A 25,619-nucleotide genomic window follows, 5' to 3' on the forward strand; every position below is an offset into this window, starting at 1 on the left:
GCGGGACGGGCCCGCTGGCCGCGCAGGCCGCGTTCTACTTGCGGAAGAGCGCCGGGTCGGCCGTCTCGATCCTCAGTTCCCTGGGCCGTTCGGCGGGCAGGAGGAAGGACAGGACGGACCGCCGGAGCAGTTCGGCGTCGGCCGGCCCGCCGGTGACGGCCGGGTCCAGCCGGACCGTCAGCGTGTAGTGGGCCGAGCCGTCCGGGTCCGTACCGACCGAGGTCGCGCAGCCGGCCACGCCCGGCAGCGCCTGCACGTGTTCGCGTACCGCCGCGAGCGACACCTTCTCGCCGCGTACCACCACGAAGTCGGACAACCGTCCCTGGAAACGGAGGTAGCCGTCCTCGCCGATCCGGAAGCGGTCGCCGGTGGCCACCACGCCCGGACCGACGAGACAGCGCCCGCCCGAGGGACCGCCGACCTTGGCGACCAGCGCGGTGTCGGTGTGCACGAGCAGTTCACCCACGCCCCCGGCGACGTCCCGCAGGGACACCCCGACACCCGGCACGGGCAGCCCGACGGAGTCGAAACGGTGCTCCGGCTCCCGGTGCGCGGCCAGGGTCGCCACGCGTGGTCCGGCCTCGGTCAGCCCGTAGGTGAGGTACAGCTCGGTCTCCGGCAGGGCGGCGCGCAGCCCGGCCACATGGCGGGGCGCCAGCCGGTCGCCGCCCACCGTCAGCATGCGCAGCCCCCGCGGGAGCCGTTCGCCGCGATGCAGCAGCAGCCGGGCGATGGTCGGGGTGATCGACGAGCTGCTGATGCCGTGCCGGGAGAGCAGCCGGGGGTACTCGGCGGGCGAGAAGGGCGGCCCGGAGATCACCAGACGGGCGCCGGTGACCAGGGCGGCCAAGGCCTGGGCGACGACGGCGTACGAGTAGAACAGCGGCAGGCTGACCAGCACCGTGTCGTCGGCCCGCAGGCCCACCGCCGCCGCGTGCCGGGAGGCGTTGCGCAGCAGGGAGTCCACCCGGTGCAGACAGACGCTGAACATCCCCGAGGTCCCCGACGTCAGCAGCAGCGCACTGCCGGAGCGGTACGGCGGGCCCGCTGCGGCACCGTCCGTGTCGAGCAGCACGGCGGAGGCGTCCCCGGCCGGGCGGGCGGGGCCGGACGCCCCCAGCCGGGCGGGGTCGGCCCGCGTGCCGATCACCGCCCCGGCCGCCGTCCGCCGGGCCAGCTCCGCGATCCGGGCCGAGGGCGTGGCGGGGGACACGGTCAGCGGGACACCACCGGTCAGCAGCACCGCGAAGTAGTGCTCCAGCAGCCGGCAGCTGTTCGACAGGGAGAGGATCACCGGCGTGCCGGGGCGCAGCCCCAGCCGGGAGACGTCCCCGGCGACGTCGGCGAACGGGGGACCGGGAGGCGAGGAGCACGCGTCGGTGCTGCGGTCCAGCAGGGACACCACGTCGTCCCAGCCGAACGGCAGACCGGAGGGGCGGACGGGCACGGGCTCACTCGGCACGGGATCCCTCACCTAGGTCGGGGACGAGCAACTGGTCCAGTTCAGCCCGGCCGTCCGCCGGGCGGGGTGCGGGCCGGACCACCGCGCAGCGCGCCGTGTGGATGCCGTCCCGCGTGAGATGGACCGCCAGCAGCACGTGCGACGCCTGTCCGCCGCCGAGCCACGCCGCGGTCACGGCGGCCGCCGGATCGAGTCCGTGCACCGGGTCCATGGCCAGGGCCAGCGTGGGCCCCCGGAACTTCCGGCGGATGCACGTCAGGCCCGCCAGCACCCCGGGATGGGCACCCGCGAAACGCAGCGGCGAGATCCGGCCCCGCCGCGCCGAGTCGGCGAGAGCCGTCATGGTGAGCGCCGAGCACGTGCCGCTCAGGGTGATGACCCCGACGCGGTCCGGCGCGGCGGTGAGGTCGTCGGCCGAGGCGCGCAGCGCCCGGTCGACCGCGGCCGTGACCAGCCAGGCGACCGGGTCGGCGAAGAAGGAGGGCCTGTTGTGCGCCAGTTCGGCGGGACGGCCGGAACTGACCGACCCCACCGCGGTCACGGTGAACGCGCTCATACGGCCCCCCGTTCGAAGAGCAGACAGGTGTTGAACCCGCCGAACCCGATGGTCAGACTGGCGCCGAGAGCCCCGTCGAAGCTCCGCGTACCGCCGACGGCGGCCGGCAGCGCGAAGCCGGGCAGCGGCTCCGCCAGGCCGACGACGGGCGGCGCCTTGCCGTCGCGCAGCGCCAGGATCACGCAGACCGCCTCGATCGCTCCGGTGGCCCCCAGGCTGTGCCCGAGTGCTCCCTTCGTCGCGAACACGAGGGGCGGGTGGGCCGCTCCCGAGAACAGCCGGCGCAGACTGACGCTCTCCACCGCGTCGTTGACCGGGGTTCCCGTGGCATGCGCGTTGACCACCGCCACCTCTTCGGCGGTGCGGCCGGCGTCCGCCAGACAGCGGCGTACGGCGAGGACCACACTGTCCCCGGACGGGTCCGGTGTGGTCAGGCCGGCCGCGTCGTTGGCCGAGCCGGTCCCGCGCAGTACGGCCCGCACCGGTGCTCCGCGCCGCCGCGCAACCGTGCCGCGTTCGAGGACCAGCAGCGCCGCACCCTCACCGAGGACGGTGCCGCTGTGCCGGACGTCGAAGGCGCGCAGCGTGTCGGGACTGAGGGTGCCGAGTGCGGAGTGCCCCAGTCGTTTGCCGGGCGTCAGGACGTCCACCCCGCCCGCCACGCAGATGTCCGCCTGCCCGGAGCGCAGCAGCGCGGCCGCGACCAGAACGCTGTCGGCGCCCGCGGAGCAGGCCGTCGCGACCACCACGGGCCGGTGCGGATGGCCGACGCGCCGGGTGGCGTCCAGCGCCCAGTCGTCCGCGGCGGTGAACGGCTCGTCCAGCAGCGGCCCGAAGCTCGTGCCCAGCACCACCCGTACCGCCGCGTCGGCGGGATCGAGGCCGGCGGAGGCGAAGGCCGCGTCGAGGACGGAGACGGTCAGTGCGCGCTGCCGCCCGGCGGCGGGCAGGTCGAGCGGCAACCCCGGCACCGTCCCGGCGAGCGGCGTACGCACCGGAAAGGCGGACGGTGTCTCACACAGCCCGCTCTCCCCGGCGAGCAGCCGCCCCCACACCTCCTCCACCGTGTCCCCGAGCGGCGTCGACCAGGCCAGGCCGGTGACACAGATGTCGTCGGGGCCCGCTTGCGAGGCCACCGGTCACCGTGCCGCTGAGGAGTTCTTGAGCCGTTCCACCAGGGCGGCCACGTCGGCGATGGTGTGGAAGTGCTCCGGAGTGAAGTCGTCGGCGGGAATCGTCAGCGAGAACCGGCTCTCACACTGCGCACGCAACTCGACGAACCCGAGCGAGTCGAGCCCGTAGACGTCGCGCAGGCTCTCGTCGTCCCTCATCCGCTCGACCGGCACCTCGACGAAGACGTCGGTGACGAGGATGTCCTTGATGGTGTCCGTGACGTTCATGGTCCGGCCTCTCTCACGCGTCCGGGCGGTGGCTTTCTGACTCACCGCCACAGTTCCGGGCCGGATGCCGCCGGGTCTGGTCAGTATTGAGCAGCCCTCGTCAGCGGCGGATGTGACGCTCCTGTGCACACAGCGCGCACCCCACGTCCAGACAGGAGCTCACCCCTATGCCTGCTTCCACTTCCACGCTGCGCCGACGGTCCCTGCTGAGGGGTACCGGCGCCCTGGTCCTGGCCGCGGCTGTCGGCAGTGGCATGCTCACGGCCTGCTCCTCGGACGACCCCGACGCGCGGACGACCGCGGCGAAACCACGGACGGTGGACACGCTGAAGATCGCCGTGGGCGATCCGACGAAGGCGACCGGCACCGACCCCCGCGCCGTCGGCAACGGCCTGAGCTCGATGGTGATGTTCCACCTCTACGACAGCCTGATGAGCCTGGAGGGCGACAAGTACACCTACAAGCTCGCCCGTTCCGTGACGCCGAACGCCGACGGGACCAAGTGGACGATCACGCTGCGCGACGGAGCCACCTTCCACGACGGGCGGCCCGTGACGGCCGCGGACGTGGCCTACAGCCTGCGCACCGTCGGTGCTCCGCCCAGCAACCGCGTGTCCGTCTTCACCGACGTGGACCTGGCCCACATCAAGGTCGTGGACGCCCACACGCTGCAGGTGCCGCTGAAGCAGCCGCGCGGTGACTTCCGTGAGGCGGTGCTCTCCACCTACTCGCCCGTCTTCCCGGCCGGGACCAAGGACTTCGGCAAGGACGCCGGCTCCGGCCCGTACAAGCTCGACGGCGTCGACGGCGGCAACGTCCGGCTGGTCGCCAACGACAAGTACTGGGGTGGCAAGCCCTCCGTCAAGCACCTCGAACTGATCAGGATCGACGATCCGGCCGCCCGGCTGAACGCCGTCAAGAGCGGGCAGGCCGACTACGCCGTGGGCATCAGCGCCGTCGGCGCGGCCGCGGTGAAGGCCGACAAGGCGGTCACCGTCGAGCGGGCGGGCCTCGCCAGCGCCAACGCGCTCAGCTTCTCGATGAACCAGACCATCGCACCGTTCGACAACCCGCAGGTGCGCAAGGCCCTGCGGCTGGCGATCGACCGCAAGCAGCTCGTCGACACCGCCCTGCTCGGCAACGGCCGTGTCGGCGACGACGTGGTCGGCGAGGGCCTGCCGGGCTACGCCACCGACCTGCCCGCCCGGCAGCGCGACGTGGCCGAGGCCAGGAAGCTCCTGCGCGCGGCCGGCGTCACCAAGCTCACCCTGCGGACGTCGGAGATCGTCCCCGGCATGACCGACGCCTCCCGGCTCTTCGCCCAGCAGCTGGCGGCGGCCGGCGTGAAGCTCACCCTTCAGAACGTGCCCGCCGACGCCTACTACGCCGACCTCATGTCCCTGACGAAGCAGCCGTTCCAGGCCTTCTACTACGCCAACCGCCCGGCGCCGCTGCACCTGGCCGCCACCACCTCGAAGGGGGCCTTCTTCAACGTCACCGGCGCGGGCCCGGACCACTTCAGGCAGCTCGCGGCCGCACAGCGGATCGTCGACGACGCCCGGCGCGCCGAGGCGTTCAAGAGGATCGAGCACGACTTCTACGACAACGGCGGTGACATCGTCTGGGCCTTCCAGGACCAGCTCGACGCGACCCGCGTCCCGCTGAAGAGCGTCGTCCGCATCGGCGCCATGCCGGTGTTCGCAGCCGCCACGGCAGGATGAGGCCGCTGACCGCGGTGGGCCGCAGACTGGCCGGGGCGCTGGGGACCCTCCTCGGTGCCTCGGCCCTGCTGTTCGCCGGTTCGCAGGTGGTGCCCGGGGACGCGGCGAGCGCCTCGCTCGGCGCCGGCGCCACACCCGCCGAGGTCGCCCGGGTGCGGGCCGAGTACGGCCTCGACCGCTCCCTCGTCCGGCAGTACCTGGAGTGGGCCGGGCGGGCGGTGCGCGGCGATCTCGGCCGGAGCCTGTACGACCGCAGGCCCGTGGTCGACGTGGTGGTCACCCCCTTCCTCGACACGGCCCTGCTGGTCGGCCTCACGGTCGTCGTCACGGTGCTGCTGGCCCTCGCCCTCGGACTGCTGACCGGACTGCGGCCGGGCAGCCGGCTGGACCGGCTGCTGTCGGGGGCCGCCGTAGCGATCGTGTCCGTGCCGCAGTTCGTCACCGCCGTCCTGCTGGTGCTGCTGCTGGGCACCGGGCTGCGCCTGCTGCCCGCGGTCTCCCTCGTGCCCTTCGGCGGCACACCGCTGGACCGCCCGGAGATCCTCGTGCTGCCGGTGCTCTCGCTCACCCTGTTCGCCGCCTCCTGGGCGAGCCGGATCGTGCGCGCCGCGGTCGTGGACGCCGACGCCGCCCCGTACGTGGAAGCGGCACGGCTGGCCGGGCTCCCCGAACGCCGGGTGATCCTGCGGCACCTGCTGCCGGGCACCGTGGCGCCGTGCGTGCAGGCGTTCGCCTGGCTGCTGGCCGCGCTGTTCGGCGGCACCGCCGTGGTCGAGCGCGTGTTCAGCTACCCGGGCCTGTCCCAGACGCTCATCGGCGCCGTGCAGCACCACGACACGCCGGTCCTGGAGGGCGTGGGGCTGCTGCTGGCCACCGTGACCGTCACCTGCCTGACCCTGGCCGACGTGGTCGCCGCCGTGGCCACTCCGAAGCTGAGGAGCGCCGCGTGACGCGTCGTGCCGCCGCCTGGCTGTCGTTGCTGCCGCTCGCGGCCGTGCTCCTCCTGGCGCTGGCCGGGCCGCTGTTCGCCGGACACGATCCGGCCCGGGTGGTCTCCGTGCCGTACGCGGTGCGGACCCCGGGGCTGCCGATGGGCGCCGACGGCGCCGGCCGGGACGTGTGGGTGCGGTTCCTGTGCGGCGGCCGGGACCTGGTCGTGCTGCCGCTGCTCGGCACGCTGGCCACCATGGTGCTGGGCACCGCCGTCGGCCTGGTGTCCGGCTGCTTCCAGGGGGTCGTGGACGCCGTGCTGTCGCGAACGGCCAACCTCCTGCTGGTGATCCCGCCGGTCCTGTCGCTGCTCGTCCTGCTGCAGGGCTGGGGCTACTCCGGTCTCGTGCTGTTCGCCGCTGTGCTGGTCACCGGGGTGCCGTTCGTCTCCAAGGTGGCCCGGGCGGCGACCCTGACCGTGATGGGCACGGGGTACGTGGAGCAGGCCATGGCCCTCGGCGACGGCCCGCTCACCGTCATCGTCCGGGAGGTCCTGCCGAACATCGCCCGCCCCATCCTCGCGGACGCGGGCAGCCGCTTCGCGATCGCCATCTTCATCACCGCCTCGGCCGGATTCCTCGGATTCGGCCCCGGTGAACCGAACTGGGGAGCCATGATCAACGAGAACATCGAGGGCATCACCCTGTCGCCCTGGGGCGTCGTCCTGCCGGCCGTCGCCCTGTCCTGCCTGACCGTCTCGGCCAACCTGCTGCTGGACCGGCTCACCGCGCGGATACCGTCGTGATCGACGTACGGGAGCTGACCGTGCGGGACGCGGCGGGCCGGGCGGTGCTGGACGCCGTCTCCCTCGCTGTCGCCGCGGGCGAACGGGTCGCCGTCGTCGGCGAGTCCGGGTCCGGCAAGACCACGCTCGCCCACGCGCTGCTGGGCGCGGTGCACCGGGGACTGCACGCGGCCGGCGGGGTGGTGCGGCTCGCCGGTCACGACATGTTCGCGCTCGACAGGTCCGCCGCCCGGGCGGTGCGCCGCAAGACGGTCTCCTATCTGCCGCAGGATCCACCCGCGCATCTGACCCCGCACCTGCGCGTGGGCGCGCAGATCGCCGAGACCGCCGTGGCGGGCGCCGAGGGCGACGAGGTCGGGCATCTCCTCGAACGGGTCGGGCTGCCCGCCGACCGGGCCTTCCGGCGGCGCTTCCCGCACCAGCTCTCCGGCGGTCAGCAGCAACGGCTCGCGCTGGCCCGGGCGCTGGCACCGCGGCCCGCGGTCCTGATCCTCGACGAGCCGACCACCGGTCTCGACGTCCTCGTCCAGCGCAGGATCCTCGACCAGATCGACGGGCTCGTCGTCGACCACGGTCTGACGCTGCTGCTGATCACGCACGATCTGACGGCCGCCGCACACCTCGCGGACCGGCTGGCGGTGATGCGGGACGGCCGCATCGTGGAGGACACGGCCCTGTCCCGCGCCTTCGAGGACCCGGAGTCGGCGTACACGGCCGAACTGCTGCGCGCGGCCCCGACGATCGACCGGGCCCTCGCGGCCACGAAGTCCGCCGTGCGGCAGAACCCGGCCGGCGGGGAGGGGCCACCGGGCACGCCGGCGCCCGCCGCCGCCGAGCCGGTCCACGAGGCCGGGCCCGGGAGGACGGGGGCCGCCCTGCTGAGCGTGCGGGACCTGCGCGCCGGGCACGGCGGACAGCCGGTGATCGCCGACGGGATCTCCTTCGACGTGGCCGCGGGCGAGTGCCTGGCACTGCTGGGGCTGTCGGGTGCCGGGAAGACGACCCTCGCCCGCTGTGTGACCGGCCGTCACCGGCCGCACGCGGGCACCGTGTCACTGGCGGGGGAGACCCTGCCGGCACTGCTGAAGGACCGCAGCCGCGAACAGCTGCGCAGGATCCAGCTCATCGCCCAGGACGCGTCCCTCTCCCTCAATCCGCGCCGCACGGTACAGGCCGCGATCGCCCGCCCGCTGCGGCGGCTGCAGGGCATGGACCGGGCGGCCGTCGCGCATGAGGTCCCCCGGCTGCTGTCGCTGGTCGGGCTCGACGACTCCGTCGCCGCCCGCTACCCGCGCCAGCTCTCCGGCGGCCAGCGCCAGCGGGTGACCATCGCCCGGGCCCTTGCGGCCCGCCCGGACGTCCTGCTGTGCGACGAGGTCACCGCCAGCCTGGACACCCGGGTGCAGGCCGCGGTGCTCGACCTGCTGGACGATCTGCGGGCCCGTCTCGGCCTCGCCCTCGTGTTCATCACCCACGACCTCGGCGTCCTCGCCAGGATCGCCGACCGGGTCCTCGTGCTCGCGGACGGGCGGGTGTGCGAACAGGGGCCGGTCGCACGGATCCTGACGGAATCCCGGCACGAGTGGACCCGGGCGCTGGTGGAAGCCGCGCCCACCCTGACACCCCGCCGGGGGGCCGTGCCGCCGGCCGTGTCCTCGGCGCCGTCGCCGACGAACCCCTGACACCGCGCCACGCGGACGGCGAGGGACTCCGCAGCGGAGTCCCTCGCCGTCCGCGTGGTCCGGCCGGCTCAGGCCGTCACCGGTGCCTCGCCCTCGTCGGCGGCCGGCATCATGCCGGCCGGCGGCGGGGAAAGCCGCGGCAGGGCCAGCATCAGCAGGAACGCGATGCCGAGGCCACCGACCACCCACCACAGGGAGTTGACGAACGCGTCGGTGAACGCCGCCGCCGGCGCCGTGCCGGGACCGGCACCTTCCAGGACGTCGAAGAAGGTGACCGAGGACAGCCCGAGGCCCAGCGCGATGCCCAGCTGGTTGGTCGTGTTGATCAGCCCGGAGGCCGAGCCGGCGTGCTGGAACGGCACCTGGGAGAGCACCGCACCGGTCAGCGGCGTGATCATGAGCCCGGTGCCGGCGCCCATCACCGCGAGCGGCAGCACCATGGCCCACGGGCCCATGCCCGCGCCGTAGTGCCGTGCCTCCAGTGCGTACAGCGCGGCTCCCCCGGCCATGATCAGGGCCCCGGCCTGCAGCACCTTACGGCCGTACGGTGCCAGCTTCTGCATGGCGACCGCCGCGGCGACCGAGGTCGCGATCGCGTTGGGCGTACCGGTCAGACCCGTCTTCAGCGGGCTGTAGCCCAGCCCGAGCTGGAGGTGGAGCGTCCACACCATGAGGAAGACGCCGCAGACCATGCTGACGGCCAGCTGGATGCCGATACCGGCGGCGAAGCTGCGCACCCGGAACAGTGACAGCTCCACCAGCGGGGAGCCGTCACGGCGGCTCTTGGCACGCTCGTACAGCACGAACCCCGCGAAGACCGCCAGGCTGGCGGCCATCAACACGAAAGTCCAGGCGGGCCAGCCCAGTTCGTGGCCGCGCGTGAGCGGCACGAGCAGCATCAGCAGCGCGGCGCTGGCCAGTACGATGCCCACCGGATCCAGGCGCAGGGCCTGCGGGGCCTTCGACTCGCCGATCAGCCGCATGCCGAAGAGCAGCCCGGCCAGGCCGATCGGCAGGTTCAGCAGGAAGACCGCACGCCAGCTCAGCCCGAACACGTCGCCCTCGGTCAGCACCGCCCCCACCAGCGGTCCGAGCACGGCGCCCAGTCCGATCACCGAGCCGAACAGGCCGAACACCTTGCCCCGCTCCTCCATGGGGAAGGTGACATGGATGGTGGACAGCACCTGGGGCACCATCAGCGCCGCGCAGGCCCCCTGCAGCACCCGTGCCGCGATCAGGAGCCCGGGGTCACCGGCCAGGCCGCACAGCGTGGAGGCGAGGGTGAAGCCGCCGATGCCGATGAGGAAGACGCGCTTGCGGCCGTAGATGTCACCGAGCCGGCCGCCGGTGATCAGGCCCACGGCGAACGTGAGGGCGTAGCCGGCGCTGACCCACTGCAGCGCGCTGTAGGAGGCGTCGATGTCCTTGCGGATGGTCGGCATCGTGATGTTGACGATCGTGACGTCGATGACGTCGATGAGACTGGCGGTCAGCAGGACGGCCAGCGCACGCCACCGGCGGGGATCGGCGCCCCCGGCGGCGACCGGGGTCGGTGAAGTCATGGGGGTTCTCCTCAGGGCGGATGGGAACAGGGGGCTCCCGGGCGAGAGCCCCCGTGTGGGTGGCGGGTCAGCCGAAGCGCTCGCGCAGCTCGCGTTTGAGGACCTTGTTCTGCGCGTTGCGCGGCAGCGCGTCCAGGGTGACCACGCGCACCGGGCGCCGGCCGGGGTCGAGCCGTGCGGCCAGGTGCTCTTCGAGACCGGTGCCGTCCTGCGCGGGGTCGAGCACCACCGCGGCCGCCACCTGCTGGACGGCCGCCCCCGCCGGGATGCCGAAGGCGGCGGCCTCGCGCACCGCCGGGTGCTCGTACAGGGCCGCCTCCACGGCCGGCGTGGACACGGGTCCGCCGGCGGTGGGCACGGCGTCGGCGCGGCGGTCGAAGAAGTGCACCCGCCCTTCGTCGTCGAGGTGCCCCAGGTCCCCCGTGCGGTACCAGCCGTCGGCCGTGATCCGCTCGTTGACCTCGGGCAGTCCCAGGTAGAGCCGCTTCGGGGCGGGGTGGCGCAGCCATATCTCACCGACCCGGCCCGTCGGCAGGTCGGCGCCCTCCTCGTCGACCACGCGCAGCTCGGTGATCGGCGTCGGCCGGCCGACCGACATCGGGTGCTCGGGGTCGAAGACGTTGACGCACAGCGCGGGGCTCGCCTCCGACTGCGAGCAGGCACTGGTGATGCGGGCGCCGGGCACCATCTCCAGCAGCTGCCGGGCCCGGGCGGGCGGCAGCGGCGCCGAGCCGCAGGCGAACATCCCGACGGACGACAGGTCGTACGTCTCGTGCAGCCGGGCCAGCACCATCTGGTTGGCGATCCAGGGGGTGATCGCGACCATGCCGGCCCGGTACTTCTCGATGAGCTGTCCGCCGCGATCGATGTCGTCCGGCGGGGCGAACACCGTGACGACCTTGGAGATGGTGGCGATGTTCAGCGCGCTCGCACTGCTGCCGGTGGCGAGCTGCAGGGTGGTCACCAGGTACGAGGCCGAGCCGAAGGCGTCCATCGCGTCGGGCCTGCGCCCGAAGACGGCGTTGCCGTGCGGGATGGTGTAGGCCTTGGCCGGCCCGGTGGTGCCGGAGGTGAACACCACGTCCGCGAGGTCCTCCGGGGCGATCGCCACCGGGGGAGGGGTGCGGTCGGCGCCGTCGAGCGCGTCCGCGCTCAGTGCCGGGCCGGCCCAGCCCGCGGGCACGGTCCGGTCCGGCGCGTGGACCAGCCGGGACACCGCCGCCACCGAGATCCGCCGGTCCAGCTCCGCGGCCGGCTGGTCGGCGTTGAGGTGCACGGCGGTCGCGCCCGACTTCAGCACCGCGAAGTAGGCGACGGCGTACTCGATCCACTCCATACCGCCGAAGTACAGCCCGATCCGCTCGCCCCGTCCGGCGCCGCCGGCCAGCAGCCGGTGCGCGAGGGCGTTGGAGCGCTTCTCCCAGTCCTCGTAAGTGAGTTCGGTGGCTCCGTCGACGACGAAGGCCACGCCGTCCGGCTGCACCCGCGCCCGGTGGCGCAGCAGGTCGGGCACGGTGAGCGGCGCCGCCGCCGGTTCAGGACTCAAGGTCGTAGTCCACGACGAAGTCGTGCCCCGGCAGGATCTCCGCGGTGCCGGAGATCCCCTTGAAGTCGCCGGTGCCCGAACCCGGCACGATGTCCAGTGACTTGCGGTGGTCGTCCCCGTGGGCCATCGAACGGTGCGCCAGCATGAAGCTCCCCTTCATGCCGTGGAACTCCAGGTCGAGTTTCTCGATCGCGACGTAGACGGCCGGACCGCCCTCGACCCCGCACATGATGGCCTCCAGCACACTGGTGCCGGTCATCTCGCCGGTGAAGGTCTTGGCGCCGTTCCTGCGCTGGGCCTGCGCCTCGTCCCACCGGAGGACGTCGCCGCCCTCCCAGGTGTCGAAGGTGAAGGCCCCGGTGACGCGATTACTCATGGTCCGCCTCTTCGGTGTCGGTTGCCGTGTCTGGGGTCGTGTCCTGGATGCGGGAGGCGGTGGGCATCGCGACCGTCGGCCAGCAGGCCAGGACCGCGGCCACCATCTCGGGCCCCGTGAGGAAGTCGGTCAGGGAGCGCAGCAGGGGGACGGGCCCCTTCCGGGGGATGTCGTCCACGGCGTCTCCTCTCGTGGCGTGCCGCACGGGGCAGCAGTCATGCTCCGGGTGCGGCGGTGCGGACGTCTGGTCACTTTTGAGCGTCCGCACGCGGCCGCGCGGACCCGGCCAGCAGCGCGTCGGCGGCCTCGGCCACCTCGGCGGTGCGCAGCAGGTCGCCGTGCGGTACGTCGAAGAAGCGGGTGGTGCCGAACATGGCCGGGCGTTCGCCTTCCGGGATGATGTGCAGGCCGATGCCGGGGGTGGCGGAGTTGAGCACGTCGGCGGCGCGCCAGGCGGGGCGCGGATCGAGGTCGACGGCGCCGGCCAGCCAGTGCAGATAGCCGTTGACGAGGTCCGCGCCGTCGTCGGCGGCCCGCTCGCTCCAGCCCGCGCGCACGATGGCGGGCCGCAGCTCCTCATGGAACAACGCACCGAGCCGGTCCGCGAGTTCGAGCGCACCGGGGGCGGCGGAAGCCTCGGCTACCCGGCGCCGCCCGGCGGCCAGCTGCTCCTCGGTGAACGCCTTGGCGAGGCGGCGGTAGAACCCCTCCACGTGTTCGGTCAGCATGCGGCGCTCGGCGAACCCGGGATCGAACAGCACCAGCCGGGGTCTGTCCTGCCACTGTGCGATCCGGTCGGCCATGATGCCCGCGTAGATGCCGCCGCCGCAGAAACCCAGCAGGGCGCGGACCTTCAGGCCGCTGCCCCGGATGCCGTCGAGCCAGCGCTCGGCCTGGTCGGCACCGGTCATGCCGGCTTCCTGGCCCCAGGGGACCGGGGCGGTCTCCCAGACGGTGTGGGTGGTGTCGAGCAGCTTGACCAGATCGTGGAAGGTCGCGGCCTGCCTGCCGGTCGCGGCGAAGTCGGCGACGACGACGAGTTCGCCGCCGTCCTCACCGCCGTCTTCGCCGCGAAGGACGTTGAACGCCTCGGGCTTCGTCATGTCGGATTCCTGCCGGGGTGAGAGGGCGGAGGGGGAGAGGGGCGGCACACGGTCAGCCCGCCGCGACGGCTTCGATCTCCAGCAGCCAGGAGTCGGCCCAGAGGCCGGCGAAGGTGTAGAGCATGGCGGGACGGTGATCGCCGAGGACCTCGCGCCGTATCCGTGAGCAGGACTCGCGGTGTTGCGGGCCGGCCAGGATCACCGTGACCTTCACCAGGTTGCGCACCGTCATGCCCGCGGCGGCGAGCACCGCGATCAGGTTGTCCCAGGCCAGTCGGCACTGCTCGTCGAAGGTGCCGGGCACGTGCCCGTCGGCGGCCTGCGGCGCCTGGCCGCTGACGAACAGCAGATCCGACCCGGCGGGCACCCGCACGGCCTGGGCGTAGCTGGCCATGCGCCCGGGGCCGTCCACGGGGTCGACGGCCCACGCCGGCGGGGCCGGCTCCCGGGCCGGGGGGTCAGCCGGCCGCACGGTCGTCCTCCCCCGCGTCGGCATCCGTCGTGCGCTGGCCGGGATGAGGTTCGCTGCACCACGCCGGGACGCCGCCCTCCTCGTTGCGGCCCTTCTCGACGACCGCGAGGTTGTGGTAGACGTGCACGCCGACCACCTGGGCGCCGGTGCCGTCCGGCTCGCCGTGGTTCTCGTGGTGGAGCCCGTCGAGCAGCTCCTTCAGCAGCCCGACGGAGGTTCCCGGCCCCGCGGTCCGCCCGGTGACCCCGCCGTAGGACGGCGAGTACGCGGTCCACAGATCCTCGATCACATAGCGGCCGCCGGGCCTGAGATGCGGCAGCAGGGTACGGAACGAGGTCAGGACGTGCGCGTTGACATGGCTTCCGTCGTCGATGATCACGTCGAACGGGCCGTGCCGCGCCGCGATCGCCGCCAGGAGGCCGGGGTCCGCCTGACTGCCGATCAGGGTCTTGACCCGGGGCTGGTCGGCCACCGTCTTGTCGAACAGGTCGAGCCCGTAGATCAGACCGCGGGTGAAGAAGCGGCGCCACATGCGCAGCGAGCCACCCCCGAACGTCGTCGTCGTGTAGCCGCCGACACCGATCTCCAGGACCCGTACCGGCTTGTCCCGCAGATCGGCGAAGTGGTGCTCGTAGTGCGGTGTGAACCAGTGCAGGCTGCCCCACTTGTCCGAGTAGTACCGGGTGGCGAGGGCACCGAGGTCGCCGGGGCGGTCGATGCCGGCGAGCACCGCGGCGACGGCCTGGCCGGCGGACCGGGTGACGTTCGGGACCGTCAGGTCGGGGCGCAGCCGCGCGGCCTTCTCGAACGCGGGCACCAGCCGCCGCCGTCCGGCCCTGCGGTCCCGGGCCGGACCGAACAGGTCGTCGACCAGGTCCAGCAGGTCGTACTCGACGACCATCGCGGCCCGGTCGTCGCTGCCGGGGTACAGGCGCACCGGCTTCCCGTGCACCGCCTCGACGACATGGCCGGCCCGCAGACCGCCGTGGGTGATGTCGAACCGCAGCAGCAGCGGCGAGTCGAACAGGTCCATGACCGGGATGTCGGCGCGGAAGGCCACCTCGTCGGCGAGCAGGGCGCAGACCCGCTCGGCCCCCAGGTCCTCCACCACCTCCCGCACGGACTCGCACCGGCCGCCGGCGGCCAGGATCAGCTGCTCGACGGCGTCGTTGTCCAGCGGCGGCCGGTGCGGCGGTGCTTCGGCGGCGCGGGCGTCTGTCGTCATGACGCGAGCATGGGCGGGCGCTCCGGGCCCGCGCTGCTCCGAATTGAGCAGACGGCACCGGCCGGGGATCCGACAGTGGTCCTGCCGCGGCGGGCGCGCCGGGCAGACCACCGTCGCTCAGGAGGCACACATGACCGACCTCTCCGCCCTGCACCCCGTCTTCCGCCGGCAGATCGAATGCATGATGGCCGACGACAAGCAGGGCCTCATGGAGATCTACCACCCGGAGGTGAAGTCGCTCCGCTTCCAGGGCGTGCTGGAGGGCAAGGAGGCCATCAGCGACCTGATGGAGAAGTACGAGGACCTCCAGCCCGAGTTCCTCGGGGTGCTGGAGTACGTGCACAGCGACGACCAGATCATGACGCGCAGCGCCATGCGCATCAAGGGCGAGGAGATCGTCGCGGTCGGTTCGTACGTCATCAGGGACGGCAAGATCTGGCGCCAGTTCGGCTGCGACGAGGGCGGCGTCCGGGACTGGTGGGCGTGACGCGGTGCGGATCCTGGTCACCACCTCGCCCGGACACGGGCACACCTTCGCCACCGTTCCGCTGACCTGGGCCTTCCGCGCGGCCGGCCACGAGGTGCTGTTCGCCACGGCGGGCAGGCTGCCCGGCGACCTGCCCGGCGTGGTGGGGGCGGGCCTGCACGTCGCCCGGATCGCGTCGCCCGACCGCATGGAAGCGCTGCGCGCCCGGCTGCGGGAGCGGACCCGCGCCGAGGCCGAGCGGCTCGGCCTGAGCCCGGCGCGGATGGCCGAGCGCCAGATCGAGGAGTGCCGCCGCGCCCGCGACGTACGCGACGGCAACGGCTGGGCGTTCGCCGCCCGCATCTTCGGTCCGATGTCCGCCGGAACGCTCGACGGACTGGTGGAGGCGGCCGTCCGCTGGCAGCCCGACCTCGTGGTGTTCGAGTCGATGCAGGGCGGCGGCCCGCTGGTGGCCGCGCTGCTCGGGGTGCCGGCCGTGGAGCATCCCATCGGCTTCGCCCGGGGTCCGCAGGTCGTCGACGCCCTCGCCGCCTACCTCGCCGAGGACTACGCACGCCACGGGGTGCGGCCGCCGCGCCGCACCACCGCGCTCGACGTCTCCCCGCCCAGCATGGGAATCGGCCCCGCCTACGGCCGCCCCATGCGCTACGTGCCGTTCAACGGCGGCGGGCTGGTCGGCGACTGGCTCGGGCCGCGGACCGGGCGGCGCAGGATCGCCGTGACCCTGGGCACGGTCCTGCCCGAACAGGGGCACGGCGGGTTCGCACCGGTCGTCGAGGCCGCCGCGACCGTGGACGCCGAGTTCGTGCTCACCGCGGAGCACGCCCGGCTGGCGGAGCACGGCCCACTGCCGGACAACGTCCGCGGCTGCGGCTACGTGCCGCTGCGAGCCCTGCTGGAGAGCTGCGACGCGCTCGTGCACCACGGCGGTTCGTCCACCACCCTCACGGCACTGGACGCCGGGGTGCCGCAACTGGTGCTGCCGCACATGTCCGACCACTTCATCAACGCCGAGGCGGTCCGGCGGCGCGGCTGCGGAGTCGTCGTCGAGGACCGCGCCGAGCTGACCGGCGCCCTCGGCGAGACGCTCGGCGACCCCGCCCTCGGTGCTGCCGCGCGAGAGGTCCGCGCGGAGATGGCGGCCCTTCCCCCGCCCGCCCGGGTGGCCGACGAACTGATCCGCTGGGCCCTCGCCGACGGGCCCGACGCCGCACCGCGGACGGCACCGCCGCCGCCGGTATCCGCTCAGCGAGGAGCCACGACGTGACCGACACGACCGACACACCTGACGAGGCACGCACCCCCTCCCTCCACTCGGCCAACTCCGGGTTCACCGTGCACCGCACCGGCCAGCTGGAGTACGGCTTCGCCGCCGAGGGCGGCGAGTTCGGGGCCGACCTGGTGCGCTACCTGAACAACGCCCAGGGCGACGTGATGGGCGCCTACCTCTACAAGGAGGTCCTGGGCGCCAAGGACAAGCTGCACTGGTTCGTGCACCTGAAGTCCCCGCACGACTACCAGCGGCTGCTCACGATGGTCGACCACGACCGCGACTACCAGGACATCTCCACCCTCGACCGGCTGCCCGGCAAGGGCGGCGGCAACTGGGAGCGCATGTTCCTGCCGGGCACCTTCTCGGAACGCATCCTGTGCCCCCAGCACGGCGTGGGACACCCGCCCGAGGGTGCGGTCGACCCGTCCGAGATGTTCACCGACCCGGCCGTGTACCAGACCAGCCAGCCCGAGTCGGTGCAGCTGACCACGGCCAGCGCGGGCGCGGTCGTCCTGCGCTCCGCGAAGGCCCGCTACGCCCTGCGCGACCAGGCGCGTTACTACGGCGTGGAATGGTCGGAGTACGTCAACACCAGGCTGCCGGGCGAGGTGACCGCCTTCCTCTACGAGGAGATCTTCGGCCGGCAGGACACCCTGCACTGGCTCGTCCACCTGCGCTCCCTCGACGCCTACGAGAAGATCGAGTCACTGGCCGGTGACCCGGCCTACCAGGAACTGCAGGGCAAGAAGCGCGTCCCCGACCAGTACGGTGGCGGCGGCTGGGCCGACCTGTTCGTGCCCGGCAGCATCCAGGACACCGTCCTGGTGCCGTACACCCCGGCGGACTGACCGCCATGGCCGTGGGCATCGAGGCCGTCAACGCCTATGTCGGGCAGGCGTCGCTCGGCGTACCGCAGCTCTTCGAGGCCCGCGGCCTGGACGACCGCCGCAGAGGCAACCTCATGATGGAGCGCAAGTCCGTCAACCTGCCCTGCGAGGACCCGGTCACCAACGCGGTGAACGCCGCCAGACCCCTCGTCGACGAGCTGACTCCGCAGGAGCGGGACCGGATCGAGCTGATCGTCGTGGGCACCGAGTCCGGTCTGGACTTCGGCAAGCCGATCAGCACCTACGTGCAGCACTACCTCGGGCTCGGCAGACGCTGCCGGTCCTTCGAGGTGAAGCACGCCTGCTACGGCGGCACGGCCGCGCTGCAGACCGCGGCCGGCATCATCGCCACCAGCCCGGTACCCGGCGCCAAGGCGCTGGTCATCGCCGCCGACGCCTCCAGCGTCGTGGCCCGCGACACCTACTGGGAGCCCTCGCAGGGGGCCGGCGCCGTGGCGATGCTCGTCGGCGGCGCCCCCGCCGTCCTCGCGCTCGACCCGGGCGCCAACGGCTACCACAGCTTCGAGGTGATGGACACCCTCAGGCCACGCCCCGACCTGGAGGCCGGCGACTCCGACCTGTCGCTGATGGCCTACATGGAGTGCGTGGTGCACAGCTTCGCCGCCTACCGGGAGCGCGTGCCGTCCGCCGACCTGACGACCACCTTCGACCAGCTGGTCTTCCACACGCCGTTCGCCGGCATGGTCAAGGGCGCCTACCGCAGGCTGCGGCGCGCCCAGGCCCCCGCCGGCCCCCGCGAGATCGACCACGACTTCGCGGAACGGGTCGAACCCTGCCTGCGCTACGCCACCCAGGTCGGCAACGTCTACTCGGCGGCCCTCTACCTGGCGCTGTGCTCGATGATCGACCACGTCCGGCTCGACGCCCCCAAGAGGGTCGGCATGTTCTCGTACGGCTCCGGCTGCGCCTCGGAGTTCTACAGCGGCGTCGTCTCGCCGGAGGGCGGCCGGCAGCTGGCCGGCCGCGGGATCGCCGCCGCCATCGCCGACCGCCAGCCGCTCACCATGCAGCAGTACGAGCTGATCAGCGACCTCGGCGTCGAACGCATGAGCGGCGTCCGGGACCACGCCTACGACGTCACCCCCTACGCGGAGGTGTACGAGAACCGATTCGCCGGCCGGGGGCTGCTGGTGCTCGACAAAGTGGTCGACTTCCACCGCCGTTACCGATGGAGCTGATGTGGATCTGTCAACCGGACGGACCCTGCGCGTGGAGCGGCGGCGCGAGACGCTCCACGTCGTCATCGACCGCCCCGACCGCGACAACGGCATCAACGACGCACTGATGCGGGAGCTGCACGCCGCCCTCGACGAGGCCGAGCGGGATCCCGCGGTGCGGCTCGTCGTCGTCGAGAGCAGCGGTCCGGTCTTCTGCTCGGGCATGGACCTCGGCGACGCCGCCGACAGCGACCGCGCCGACGACGGCCTCGCGGCCCGCGGCGGCCAGGTCTTCTACCGGCTGCTGGAACGGCTGACGACGCTTCCCCGCGTGGTGGTGAGCGTGGTCGACGGCCGCGTCACCGGCGGCGGCGTCGGAATCGCCGCGGCCAGCGACTTCGTGTTCGCGAGCACGCGCAGCAGCTTCGCCCTGCCCGAGGCCCTGTGGGGCCTGCTGCCCTGCTGCGTGCTGCCGTTCCTGATCCGCCGCACCGGCTTCCAGCCCGCGTACGCCATGACCCTGAGCACCCTGCCGGTCACCGCCGAACGGGCCGCCGGCATCCACCTGGTGGACGAGGTCACGGACGACGCCCGGCCCGCCCTGCGCCGGCTCGCCTCCCGGCTCACCAAGATCGACACGAGTGTGGTCGCCGACGCCAAGCGCTACTTCGAGCAGCTGCGGCAGCCGGCGGAACACCACGAGCAGGCGGCCGTCGCCGAATTCGCCCGGCTGATGTCCTCACCCGCCGTGCGGGCCCGCATCGCCGGCTTCGCGCACCACCAGCAGATGCCCTGGGAGAACCGGTGACCACGACACCCGACAAGCCCGTCCCGCTGCCCGACGGCTCCGCCCCGGACCCCTACCCGCTGTACGCGGACCTCAGGGCGAAGGGCGAGGTGCACGCCGTCCGGGAGCCCACCGGCCTGTGCCGGTGGACCTTTCCGGGATACGAGCACGGGCGGCGCATGCTCGCCGACCCCCGCCTCACCAAGGACCCCCGGGCCGCCTGGGACGAGCTGGCCGCCGCCGGATACGTCACCGGCGACCCGCACACCGACCGGCACATGTTCCACCTGCTCAACACCGACCCGCCGGACCACACGCGGCTGCGGGCCATGGTCCAGCGCAGCTTCAGCGCCGGACGGGCCGCCACGCTGCGCCCGACGGTGGTGCGCACGGTCCGTGAACTCCTCGACGGACTCGACCCGCACGCCACCGTGGACCTGATCGCCGACTACGCCCTCCCGCTCGCGGTCCGTGTCATCGGCGAGATCCTCGGCGTGCCGACCGGGAACTTCGACGAGTACCACGCCTGGGCCTCCGCAGGGCTGGCCGTGCCCGGCGCGGCCGCCCCCATGAGCCGTGCCGAGGCGTACGGCCACATGCGCGACTTCTTCGCCGGCCTCGTCGCCCGCAGGCGTGCGGAGCTGCGCAAGCGGGCCGACGTGCCCGCCGAGCCGGATGTGCTCACCGCCCTGCTGCTGGCCCAGGAGGACGGCGGACCGCTCACCGACGACGAGATGACGGCGCTGCTCATCTTCCTGCTCAACACCGGGCAGGAACCGACCGTGAGCATGGTCGCGAACGGGATGCTGGCACTGCTGCGCCACCCCGGGCAGCTCGCCCTGCTGGCGGGCGAACCGAAGCTGCTGCCGACGGCGGTCGACGAGTTCCTCCGTTACGACGGCCCGGTGGCCCTGTCCACCCTGCGCATCGCCCGCGAGGACATCGAGGTGGACGGCACCGTGGTCCCCCGGGGCGGCATCGTCTCTGTCGTCATGAGCTCCGCCGACCGGGACGAGCGGCGCTTCGCCGACCCCGACCGGCTCGACATCACCCGCTCGCCCAATCCGCACCTGGCGTTCGGCCACGGCATCCACCGCTGCGTCGGCGTGCCCCTCGCCCGGCTCATCGGCGAGACCGCCTTCGGGGAGCTGCTGGCCCGCCACCCGGAGCCCACGCTGGCCTGCGCCCCGGAAGAGCTGCGCTGGCGGCCCACCCGCGTGATGCGCTCACTGGCCGCCCTGCCCGTCCTGCTCGCCCCGCCCGGCACGTGACCGGTACACCCCCCGGCCGCCCCGGCGCGGACAGCGGGAGGGCGCCCCGTACCCGGGGCGCCCTCCCGCTGTCCGCGCCGACGGCCTCACTCCAGACTGAACTCCAGGGTGTAGTCGGCGTTCTCGTAGCCGCCCGTGCCGCCGAGGCCGACCAGCTCACCCGACCCGGAGCCGGGGGCGACCTCCCAGGTGACGTGCGCGCCGGTGGCGTCGAACGTCCCCCGCAGCAGCAGCACGAACGAGCCCTTGCGGCCCGACAGTTCGCCCTCGAAACGCTGTGTCCCGACGAAACGGGCCGGCCCCTCCCCGGGGTAGACCAGCAGCCAGTCGCACCGCCCGCGGCCCTGGAGATCGCCGCTGAACGCGGCCTCGGACTGCGCGGCGGCCTGCTTGCTCTGCCCCTCGGCCTCGGCGATGGACGTCTCCATCCAGTCGGTGACGTCCAGCGTGCCCTTGGCGGTCGTGGTCATGAAGGGTCCTTCCCTCGGTGGGGGACGGCGCGCCGGCACCGGGCCGGACACACCGGTCGGTCAGGACGTCCGTCGCCAGTAGACGCCCCAGGCATCGATCGGGACGATCTCGTCGGTGATGTCCTGTGCCTCACGGTAGTCGTGCACCGCCTGCCGGCACGCGGAAATGCGATAGTCGTCGATGATCACGAAGCCGCCCGCGGACAGCTTCGGGTACAGGTTGACGAGTGCGTCCCTCGTGGACCCGTACAGGTCGCCGTCGAGCCGGAGCACGGCCAGCCGCTCGATCGGCGCGCGCGGCAGGGTTGCGTCGAACCAGCCGGCCAGGAAGCGCACCTGATCGTCCAGCAGGCCGTACCGCCGGAAGTTCTCCTCGACCTCGGCCTGCGGGACCGCCAGCACGTCGTTGAACCGGTCCAGGGCGATCTCCCGGTCCCGGGGGTGCCCCGCGGACGAGTCCGGGATGCCCTCGAAGGAGTCGGCCACCCACACGGTGCGGTCCTTCTCCCCGTACGCGGCCAGCAGGGCGCGCATGAAGATGGTCACGCCGCCGCGCCACACACCGGTCTCGATCAGGTCGCCGGGCACCCCGTCGGCGATCACCCGCTCCACGCAGGACTGCAGGTTGTCCAGCCGTTCCAGGCCGACCATCGTGTGCGCGACGGACGGCCAGTCCAGGCCGGCGCTGCGCCGTTCCTGGTCGTACTCGCGGCCGGGATGCCAGTCCACGGCCTGCGGCGGGTCCTGGTAGATGACGTTGGTCAGGATCCGCTTCATCAGATCGAGGTACAGCTCAGCGGGCACTGCTCACTCCCAGGTATTCGTCGAGCGCCACCTGCCAGGGGCGGCGTATCCGCCGGACGAACGGGGGCAGTTCGCCGCTGAGCGGAGTGTGGCGGGGGCGGGGCGCGGAGGTGGTCACCGGATGCCGCACGGGCACGACCCGCGCCGGGACGCCGAGCCGCTCCAGGGCCCTCCTGCCCAGCCGGTACCAGGACGCGCTGCCCTGGTTGACCAGGTGGTAGCGGCCGCTCGCCGCGCCGTGCCGCAGCAGGTCGAGGACGGCGGCGGCGAAGTCCACGGTGTACGTGGGGGACATGACGACGTCGTCCACGATGCGCACCTCGCCGGTGCGCCGGGCGGCCTCGGCGATGCGGTCGACGAAGCAGGCGCGCCGGTCCGGACGGTCCGGCGGCGGGCCGAAGAGGGCGGCGGTCCGTACGACGAGGTGCCGCCGCGGGCTGGCCAGCCGGGTCTCCTGCTCACCGGCCAGCTTGGTGACGCCGTACGTCTGCAGCGGGCTCGGCAGGTCGTCGGGCAGGTAGCCGCGTTCACCCCTGCCGTCGAAGACGAAGTCCGAACTGACGTAGACGGGCACCGCGCCGGTCTCGGCACAGGCCCGGCTGACCCAGCGGGCGCCGAGCGCGTTGACGGCGTACGCCTCCTCCGGCTCCCGGTCGCACCGGTCCGCCGGCATCAGCACCGCCGCGTTGACGCACGCGTCCGGCGCGATGTCCCGCAGCGCCCGCGACACCTGTGCGCGGTCGGTGACGTCGACGTCCCGGCGCCCCAGGGCCGTCAGTTCCATGCCCTGCCGGTCCGCGTCCGCCACGGCGCGGAAACCGGCACCGAGCAAGCCCTCGGCCCCGAGCAGCAGTATCCGCATGGCCTCCGCCTTCCAGACTCTCGCCGGACCAGCCTCGCCCGTGGGGCCGCCCGGGTCTGCTCCAAACTGAGCAGACCCCCCGCGCCCTCGCCCCCTAGCGTTCCGGCCTGACGCACCCAGCTGGACGACCCCCAGGAGGCGGGCCCCGATGACCGCACAGTCCCTGCCGCCGGCCCACCGGCAGCTCTCGCTTCCGGCCGACGAGCAGCTCCACACCGTGAACGCGCGCGTCGTCGTGGCACGCGTGGCACAGATACGCGCCGGATTGCGCGCCGAGGCCGTGGCCTTCGCCCGCGCCGAGGCCCGGCGGCTGAGCGAGGAACTGACGGGGACCGCCGGCGTCTACGTCTACGAGGAGACCTTCGGCACCAAGGACCGGCTGCACTTCCTGATCCACCTGGAGTCACTGGGGAGCCACTACGAGCTGGTGCGCCGCGCGGACGAGTCCAAGCAGGGCCAGGGCCCGGACGAGTGGAACCGTCTGTTCACCCCGGGCAGCGTCCAGGAGACCGTGCTCATGCCGCAGTTCTGGGGCATGTACGGCACCAGGGTGGACGGCCGGCTGGAGAAGCAGAGCGCCCTCTACCGCGGCACGGGCGCCGCCGCGCTGCCGCCCGCACGGGAGCAGACGAGCCTGCCGCCCGACAGCATCCTGCACTCGGGCAACGCCGGCATCGTGATGCTCCGACGGGGGCAGATGGCCTCGGAGTTCCGCTCCGAGGCACGCCAGTTCGGGCGCGTCGTGGCCGAGTCGATCAACAAGAACCTGCCGGGCGAGTGCTCGGTCTTCGTCTACGAGGAGGCCTTCGGGCAGGCGGACCAGCTGCACTGGCTGATCCACCTCAAGGACATCGACACCTACATGCGGCTCATGGAGCTGCACGTCCGCGACGAAGAGGTGCGCGAGATCTACTTCCGGGACTGGATCCCCGCGGAGAAGGGCGGCGGCACCTGGGCCGGCCTCTTCCTCGACGGAACGATGTCCGACGTGGCCCTCACCCCGCTGCACTGACCCCCAGGAGGGAATCCGATGGAAGCGACGACCGACGAGCAGCGCGCCCGGATCGTGCCGCCCGCAGCCCACCAGGCGGACCCCGCCACCGAGCCGCTGCACTCGGGCACGGCCGGCGTCGTGGTGCAGAAGGTCGGACAGCTGCGGTCCGAATTCCGCGACCAGGGCAGGATGTTCGCCCGCGAGGTCGCCAAGCACGTCAACTCCCGGCAGGGCGGCAACGCGACAGCCTTCGTCTACGAGGAGAGCTTCGGCTACGAGGACCGCATCCACTTCCTCATCCACCTGCGCTCCCTGGACACCTACTACGACCTCGTGGAGATGGGCGACCAGGACCGCGCCTACCGCGAGTCGATCGCCAAGGACCGGGTGCAGGACGACTCCGGCGGCGCCTGGGACCGACTCTTCGTCGACGGCAGCGTGCGCTCCAACGTCCTGCTGCCCTGGGAAGGCGGCACTCCCGGGCCGCTGAACACCGCCAACGCCGGGATCGTGGTGCTGCGTTCGGTGCGCACCGGGCACGGGTTCCGCCCCGAGGCCCGCGAGCTGGCCCGCGAGCTGACCGCCGACGTGAACGTGAAGTTCGCCGGGGAGGCGTCGGCGACGGTGTTCGACGAGGCGTTCGGCGCCCCCGACCGGCTGCACTGGCTGATCCACCTCAAGGACCTCACCGTGTACGGCCGGCTGCGGGAGACGCTCGCCTGCGAGGGCCGGCCCGGCACGTTCGTCGACGGCACGCTCACCGAGACCGCGCTCACCCCTCACCACTGGGGTCTGTACGCCACCCGGCAGGACCGGTAACGGCGGTCCGGGGACCGGGGGAGGGAGGCCGAACCGATGACCGTGGTGTGGGTGTTCCCCGGGCAGGGCGCGCAGCGGGCCGGGATGGGGGCCGAGGTGCTCGACCGCTACCCGGAGCTGGTCCGGCAGGCGGACGCCATCCTGGGGTACGGGATCCGCGAGGTCTGCCTGACGGGCGCCGCGCCCGGACTGACGGACACCCGTTCGGTGCAGCCCGCCCTGTTCGTGGTCAACGCGCTCAGCTGGCTGGCACACAGCGAGGAGCACCCCGCGCCGGACGTCCTGGCCGGGCACAGCCTCGGCGAGTACGACGCGCTGTTCGCGGCCGGCTGCTTCGACTTCGCCACCGGCGTGCGGATGGTGCAGCGGCGCGGGGAGCTGATGTCGCGTGCCGGGGGCGGCGGCATGCTCGCCGTCCTCGGCCTCCCGCCCGACCGGCTCACGGACGTACTGGCACAGGCCGGGATCGACGACGTCGACCTGGCCAACCGCAACTCCGCGGAGCAGGTGGTGCTCGCCGGCCCGCAGGAATCGCTGCGCCGCGCGGCCGACGCCGTGCGCCGCGCGGCCGACGCGATGCGCGGGGCGGCCGACGCCGTACGCGGGGCGGGCCGGGTCCGGTGCGTGCCGCTGCGCGTCGGCGCGCCCTTCCACTCGCGCCACATGGCGCCCGCGGCAGCCGACTTCGGTGAGTTCCTCACCGGGATCTCCTTCGCCGGACCGCGGATCCCGGTGCTGTCGAACGTCACCGCCCGCCCCTACCCGCCCGGCGGCGTACGGGAGTTGCTCGTACGTCAGATCGCCGGCCCGGTGCGCTGGTGGGAGAGCATGAGCCGGCTGCTCGACGAGGGCGTCACCGACCTGGTCGAGATCGGCCCGGGCCGCGTGCTCACCGACCTGTGGACGGCCATCCGCAAGAACCCCGCCCCGCTCGACAAGACGGACCC

Annotated in this window: 27 protein-coding genes; 13 read left to right on the forward strand and 14 right to left on the reverse strand. The window is 73.0% G+C overall.

What is annotated here, in order from left to right; translation table 11 throughout:
- Nucleotides 1-34: 34 nt before the first annotated feature.
- Genes GT045_RS17680 through GT045_RS17695 form a run of 4 tightly spaced genes read right to left on the reverse strand, consistent with a single transcriptional unit; the run spans nucleotide 35 to nucleotide 3,418 of the window.
- Entirely contained in the window at nucleotides 35-1,462 is a 1,428-nt protein-coding gene (locus GT045_RS17680; protein WP_345942675.1) for a class I adenylate-forming enzyme family protein, read from the reverse strand.
- Nucleotides 1,452-2,018, reverse strand: coding sequence for a polyketide synthase (locus tag GT045_RS17685; protein WP_161334759.1), 567 nt, complete (start codon nucleotides 2,016-2,018; stop codon nucleotides 1,452-1,454). The genes GT045_RS17680 and GT045_RS17685 overlap by 11 nt, the downstream gene beginning before the upstream one ends.
- Nucleotides 2,015-3,154: a beta-ketoacyl-[acyl-carrier-protein] synthase family protein gene (locus GT045_RS17690; protein WP_345942676.1), complete on the reverse strand. Its 1,140-nt coding sequence runs from the start codon at nucleotides 3,152-3,154 to the stop codon at nucleotides 2,015-2,017. The genes GT045_RS17685 and GT045_RS17690 overlap by 4 nt, the downstream gene beginning before the upstream one ends.
- Nucleotides 3,155-3,157: 3 nt before the next feature.
- Nucleotides 3,158-3,418: an acyl carrier protein gene (locus tag GT045_RS17695; RefSeq protein WP_161293596.1), complete on the reverse strand. Its 261-nt coding sequence runs from the start codon at nucleotides 3,416-3,418 to the stop codon at nucleotides 3,158-3,160.
- A gap of 167 nt (nucleotides 3,419-3,585) precedes the next feature.
- Between GT045_RS17695 and GT045_RS17700 the strand changes: the two genes are divergently transcribed.
- Genes GT045_RS17700 through GT045_RS17715 form a run of 4 tightly spaced genes read left to right on the forward strand, consistent with a single transcriptional unit; the run spans nucleotide 3,586 to nucleotide 8,556 of the window.
- The gene (locus GT045_RS17700; protein WP_161334760.1) at nucleotides 3,586-5,139 is read left to right on the forward strand and encodes an ABC transporter substrate-binding protein; all 1,554 of its coding nucleotides are present in this window, start codon (nucleotides 3,586-3,588) and stop codon (nucleotides 5,137-5,139) included.
- Nucleotides 5,136-6,089 carry an ABC transporter permease gene (locus tag GT045_RS17705; protein ID WP_202515936.1) on the forward strand — a complete coding sequence of 318 codons (954 nt, stop codon included), beginning with the start codon at nucleotides 5,136-5,138 and terminating at the stop codon, nucleotides 6,087-6,089. Before GT045_RS17700 ends, GT045_RS17705 begins: the two co-directional genes overlap by 4 nt.
- Nucleotides 6,086-6,874 (forward strand): ABC transporter permease, encoded by a 789-nt coding sequence (locus GT045_RS17710; protein WP_202528341.1) that lies wholly within the window; start codon nucleotides 6,086-6,088, stop codon nucleotides 6,872-6,874. The genes GT045_RS17705 and GT045_RS17710 overlap by 4 nt, the downstream gene beginning before the upstream one ends.
- The gene (locus GT045_RS17715) at nucleotides 6,871-8,556 is read left to right on the forward strand and encodes an ABC transporter ATP-binding protein (protein WP_161334761.1); all 1,686 of its coding nucleotides are present in this window, start codon (nucleotides 6,871-6,873) and stop codon (nucleotides 8,554-8,556) included. The genes GT045_RS17710 and GT045_RS17715 overlap by 4 nt, the downstream gene beginning before the upstream one ends.
- 68 nt (nucleotides 8,557-8,624) lie before the next feature.
- Here GT045_RS17715 and GT045_RS17720 read toward each other — a convergent pair whose 3' ends face one another.
- The 7 genes from GT045_RS17720 to GT045_RS17750 form a co-directional block, all read right to left on the reverse strand.
- Nucleotides 8,625-10,118, reverse strand: a complete 1,494-nt coding sequence (locus tag GT045_RS17720; protein WP_161295792.1) for an MFS transporter — start codon at nucleotides 10,116-10,118, stop codon at nucleotides 8,625-8,627.
- Between the two features lie 67 nt (nucleotides 10,119-10,185).
- Nucleotides 10,186-11,664 (reverse strand): class I adenylate-forming enzyme family protein, encoded by a 1,479-nt coding sequence (locus tag GT045_RS17725; RefSeq protein ID WP_161334762.1) that lies wholly within the window; start codon nucleotides 11,662-11,664, stop codon nucleotides 10,186-10,188.
- Complete coding sequence (locus GT045_RS17730) at nucleotides 11,654-12,040, reverse strand: DUF3224 domain-containing protein (protein ID WP_161295788.1); 387 nt, start codon at nucleotides 12,038-12,040, stop codon at nucleotides 11,654-11,656. Before GT045_RS17730 ends, GT045_RS17725 begins: the two co-directional genes overlap by 11 nt.
- A complete protein-coding gene (locus GT045_RS17735) occupies nucleotides 12,033-12,218 on the reverse strand; it encodes a hypothetical protein (RefSeq protein WP_161295786.1) in 186 nt (61 codons plus the stop codon). Before GT045_RS17735 ends, GT045_RS17730 begins: the two co-directional genes overlap by 8 nt.
- Nucleotides 12,219-12,288: 70 nt before the next feature.
- Nucleotides 12,289-13,143, reverse strand: coding sequence for a hypothetical protein (locus tag GT045_RS17740; protein ID WP_161334763.1), 855 nt, complete (start codon nucleotides 13,141-13,143; stop codon nucleotides 12,289-12,291).
- Nucleotides 13,144-13,195: 52 nt separating this feature from the next.
- Nucleotides 13,196-13,537: a RidA family protein gene (locus tag GT045_RS17745; protein ID WP_161295782.1), complete on the reverse strand. Its 342-nt coding sequence runs from the start codon at nucleotides 13,535-13,537 to the stop codon at nucleotides 13,196-13,198.
- 64 nt (nucleotides 13,538-13,601) lie between these two features.
- The gene (locus tag GT045_RS17750) at nucleotides 13,602-14,840 is read right to left on the reverse strand and encodes a class I SAM-dependent methyltransferase (protein WP_161295780.1); all 1,239 of its coding nucleotides are present in this window, start codon (nucleotides 14,838-14,840) and stop codon (nucleotides 13,602-13,604) included.
- A gap of 130 nt (nucleotides 14,841-14,970) precedes the next feature.
- On the opposite strand from GT045_RS17750, the gene GT045_RS17755 reads away from it, so the two are divergent.
- The 6 genes from GT045_RS17755 to GT045_RS40720 are packed head-to-tail and all read left to right on the forward strand — an operon-like array spanning nucleotide 14,971 to nucleotide 20,723.
- On the forward strand, nucleotides 14,971-15,327 hold the full coding sequence (locus GT045_RS17755; protein ID WP_161295778.1) for a nuclear transport factor 2 family protein: 357 nt from the start codon (nucleotides 14,971-14,973) through the stop codon (nucleotides 15,325-15,327).
- A gap of 4 nt (nucleotides 15,328-15,331) precedes the next feature.
- Nucleotides 15,332-16,594 (forward strand): glycosyltransferase, encoded by a 1,263-nt coding sequence (locus GT045_RS17760; protein WP_161334764.1) that lies wholly within the window; start codon nucleotides 15,332-15,334, stop codon nucleotides 16,592-16,594.
- Nucleotides 16,591-17,448, forward strand: coding sequence for a DUF6039 family protein (locus GT045_RS17765; RefSeq protein ID WP_161334765.1), 858 nt, complete (start codon nucleotides 16,591-16,593; stop codon nucleotides 17,446-17,448). The genes GT045_RS17760 and GT045_RS17765 overlap by 4 nt, the downstream gene beginning before the upstream one ends.
- 5 nt (nucleotides 17,449-17,453) lie before the next feature.
- Nucleotides 17,454-18,686, forward strand: a complete 1,233-nt coding sequence (locus tag GT045_RS17770; protein ID WP_202528343.1) for a hydroxymethylglutaryl-CoA synthase family protein — start codon at nucleotides 17,454-17,456, stop codon at nucleotides 18,684-18,686.
- 1 nt (nucleotide 18,687) lies between these two features.
- Nucleotides 18,688-19,473 carry an enoyl-CoA hydratase-related protein gene (locus GT045_RS17775; RefSeq protein WP_202528345.1) on the forward strand — a complete coding sequence of 262 codons (786 nt, stop codon included), beginning with the start codon at nucleotides 18,688-18,690 and terminating at the stop codon, nucleotides 19,471-19,473.
- Entirely contained in the window at nucleotides 19,470-20,723 is a 1,254-nt protein-coding gene (locus tag GT045_RS40720; RefSeq protein WP_161287404.1) for a cytochrome P450, read from the forward strand. The genes GT045_RS17775 and GT045_RS40720 overlap by 4 nt, the downstream gene beginning before the upstream one ends.
- Nucleotides 20,724-20,809: 86 nt before the next feature.
- Here GT045_RS40720 and GT045_RS17785 read toward each other — a convergent pair whose 3' ends face one another.
- Genes GT045_RS17785 through GT045_RS17795 form a run of 3 tightly spaced genes read right to left on the reverse strand, consistent with a single transcriptional unit; the run spans nucleotide 20,810 to nucleotide 22,859 of the window.
- Nucleotides 20,810-21,193 carry a DUF3224 domain-containing protein gene (locus GT045_RS17785; RefSeq protein WP_161334766.1) on the reverse strand — a complete coding sequence of 128 codons (384 nt, stop codon included), beginning with the start codon at nucleotides 21,191-21,193 and terminating at the stop codon, nucleotides 20,810-20,812.
- Nucleotides 21,194-21,253: 60 nt separating this feature from the next.
- Entirely contained in the window at nucleotides 21,254-21,997 is a 744-nt protein-coding gene (locus GT045_RS17790) for a TylF/MycF family methyltransferase (protein ID WP_161287402.1), read from the reverse strand.
- Complete coding sequence (locus GT045_RS17795) at nucleotides 21,987-22,859, reverse strand: NAD(P)-dependent oxidoreductase (RefSeq protein WP_161334767.1); 873 nt, start codon at nucleotides 22,857-22,859, stop codon at nucleotides 21,987-21,989. Before GT045_RS17795 ends, GT045_RS17790 begins: the two co-directional genes overlap by 11 nt.
- Nucleotides 22,860-23,007: 148 nt before the next feature.
- On the opposite strand from GT045_RS17795, the gene GT045_RS17800 reads away from it, so the two are divergent.
- The 3 genes from GT045_RS17800 to fabD form a co-directional block, all read left to right on the forward strand.
- A complete protein-coding gene (locus tag GT045_RS17800; protein WP_161334768.1) occupies nucleotides 23,008-23,871 on the forward strand; it encodes a DUF6039 family protein in 864 nt (287 codons plus the stop codon).
- Nucleotides 23,872-23,889: 18 nt separating this feature from the next.
- Nucleotides 23,890-24,672 carry a DUF6039 family protein gene (locus GT045_RS17805; RefSeq protein ID WP_161334769.1) on the forward strand — a complete coding sequence of 261 codons (783 nt, stop codon included), beginning with the start codon at nucleotides 23,890-23,892 and terminating at the stop codon, nucleotides 24,670-24,672.
- Between the two features lie 36 nt (nucleotides 24,673-24,708).
- On the forward strand, nucleotides 24,709-25,619 hold a 911-nt coding region (gene fabD, locus GT045_RS17810; RefSeq protein ID WP_161334770.1), incomplete at its 3' end, for an ACP S-malonyltransferase.

The organism is Streptomyces sp. SID486 (assembly GCF_009865385.1).
Lineage (GTDB): Bacteria > Actinomycetota > Actinomycetes > Streptomycetales > Streptomycetaceae > Streptomyces.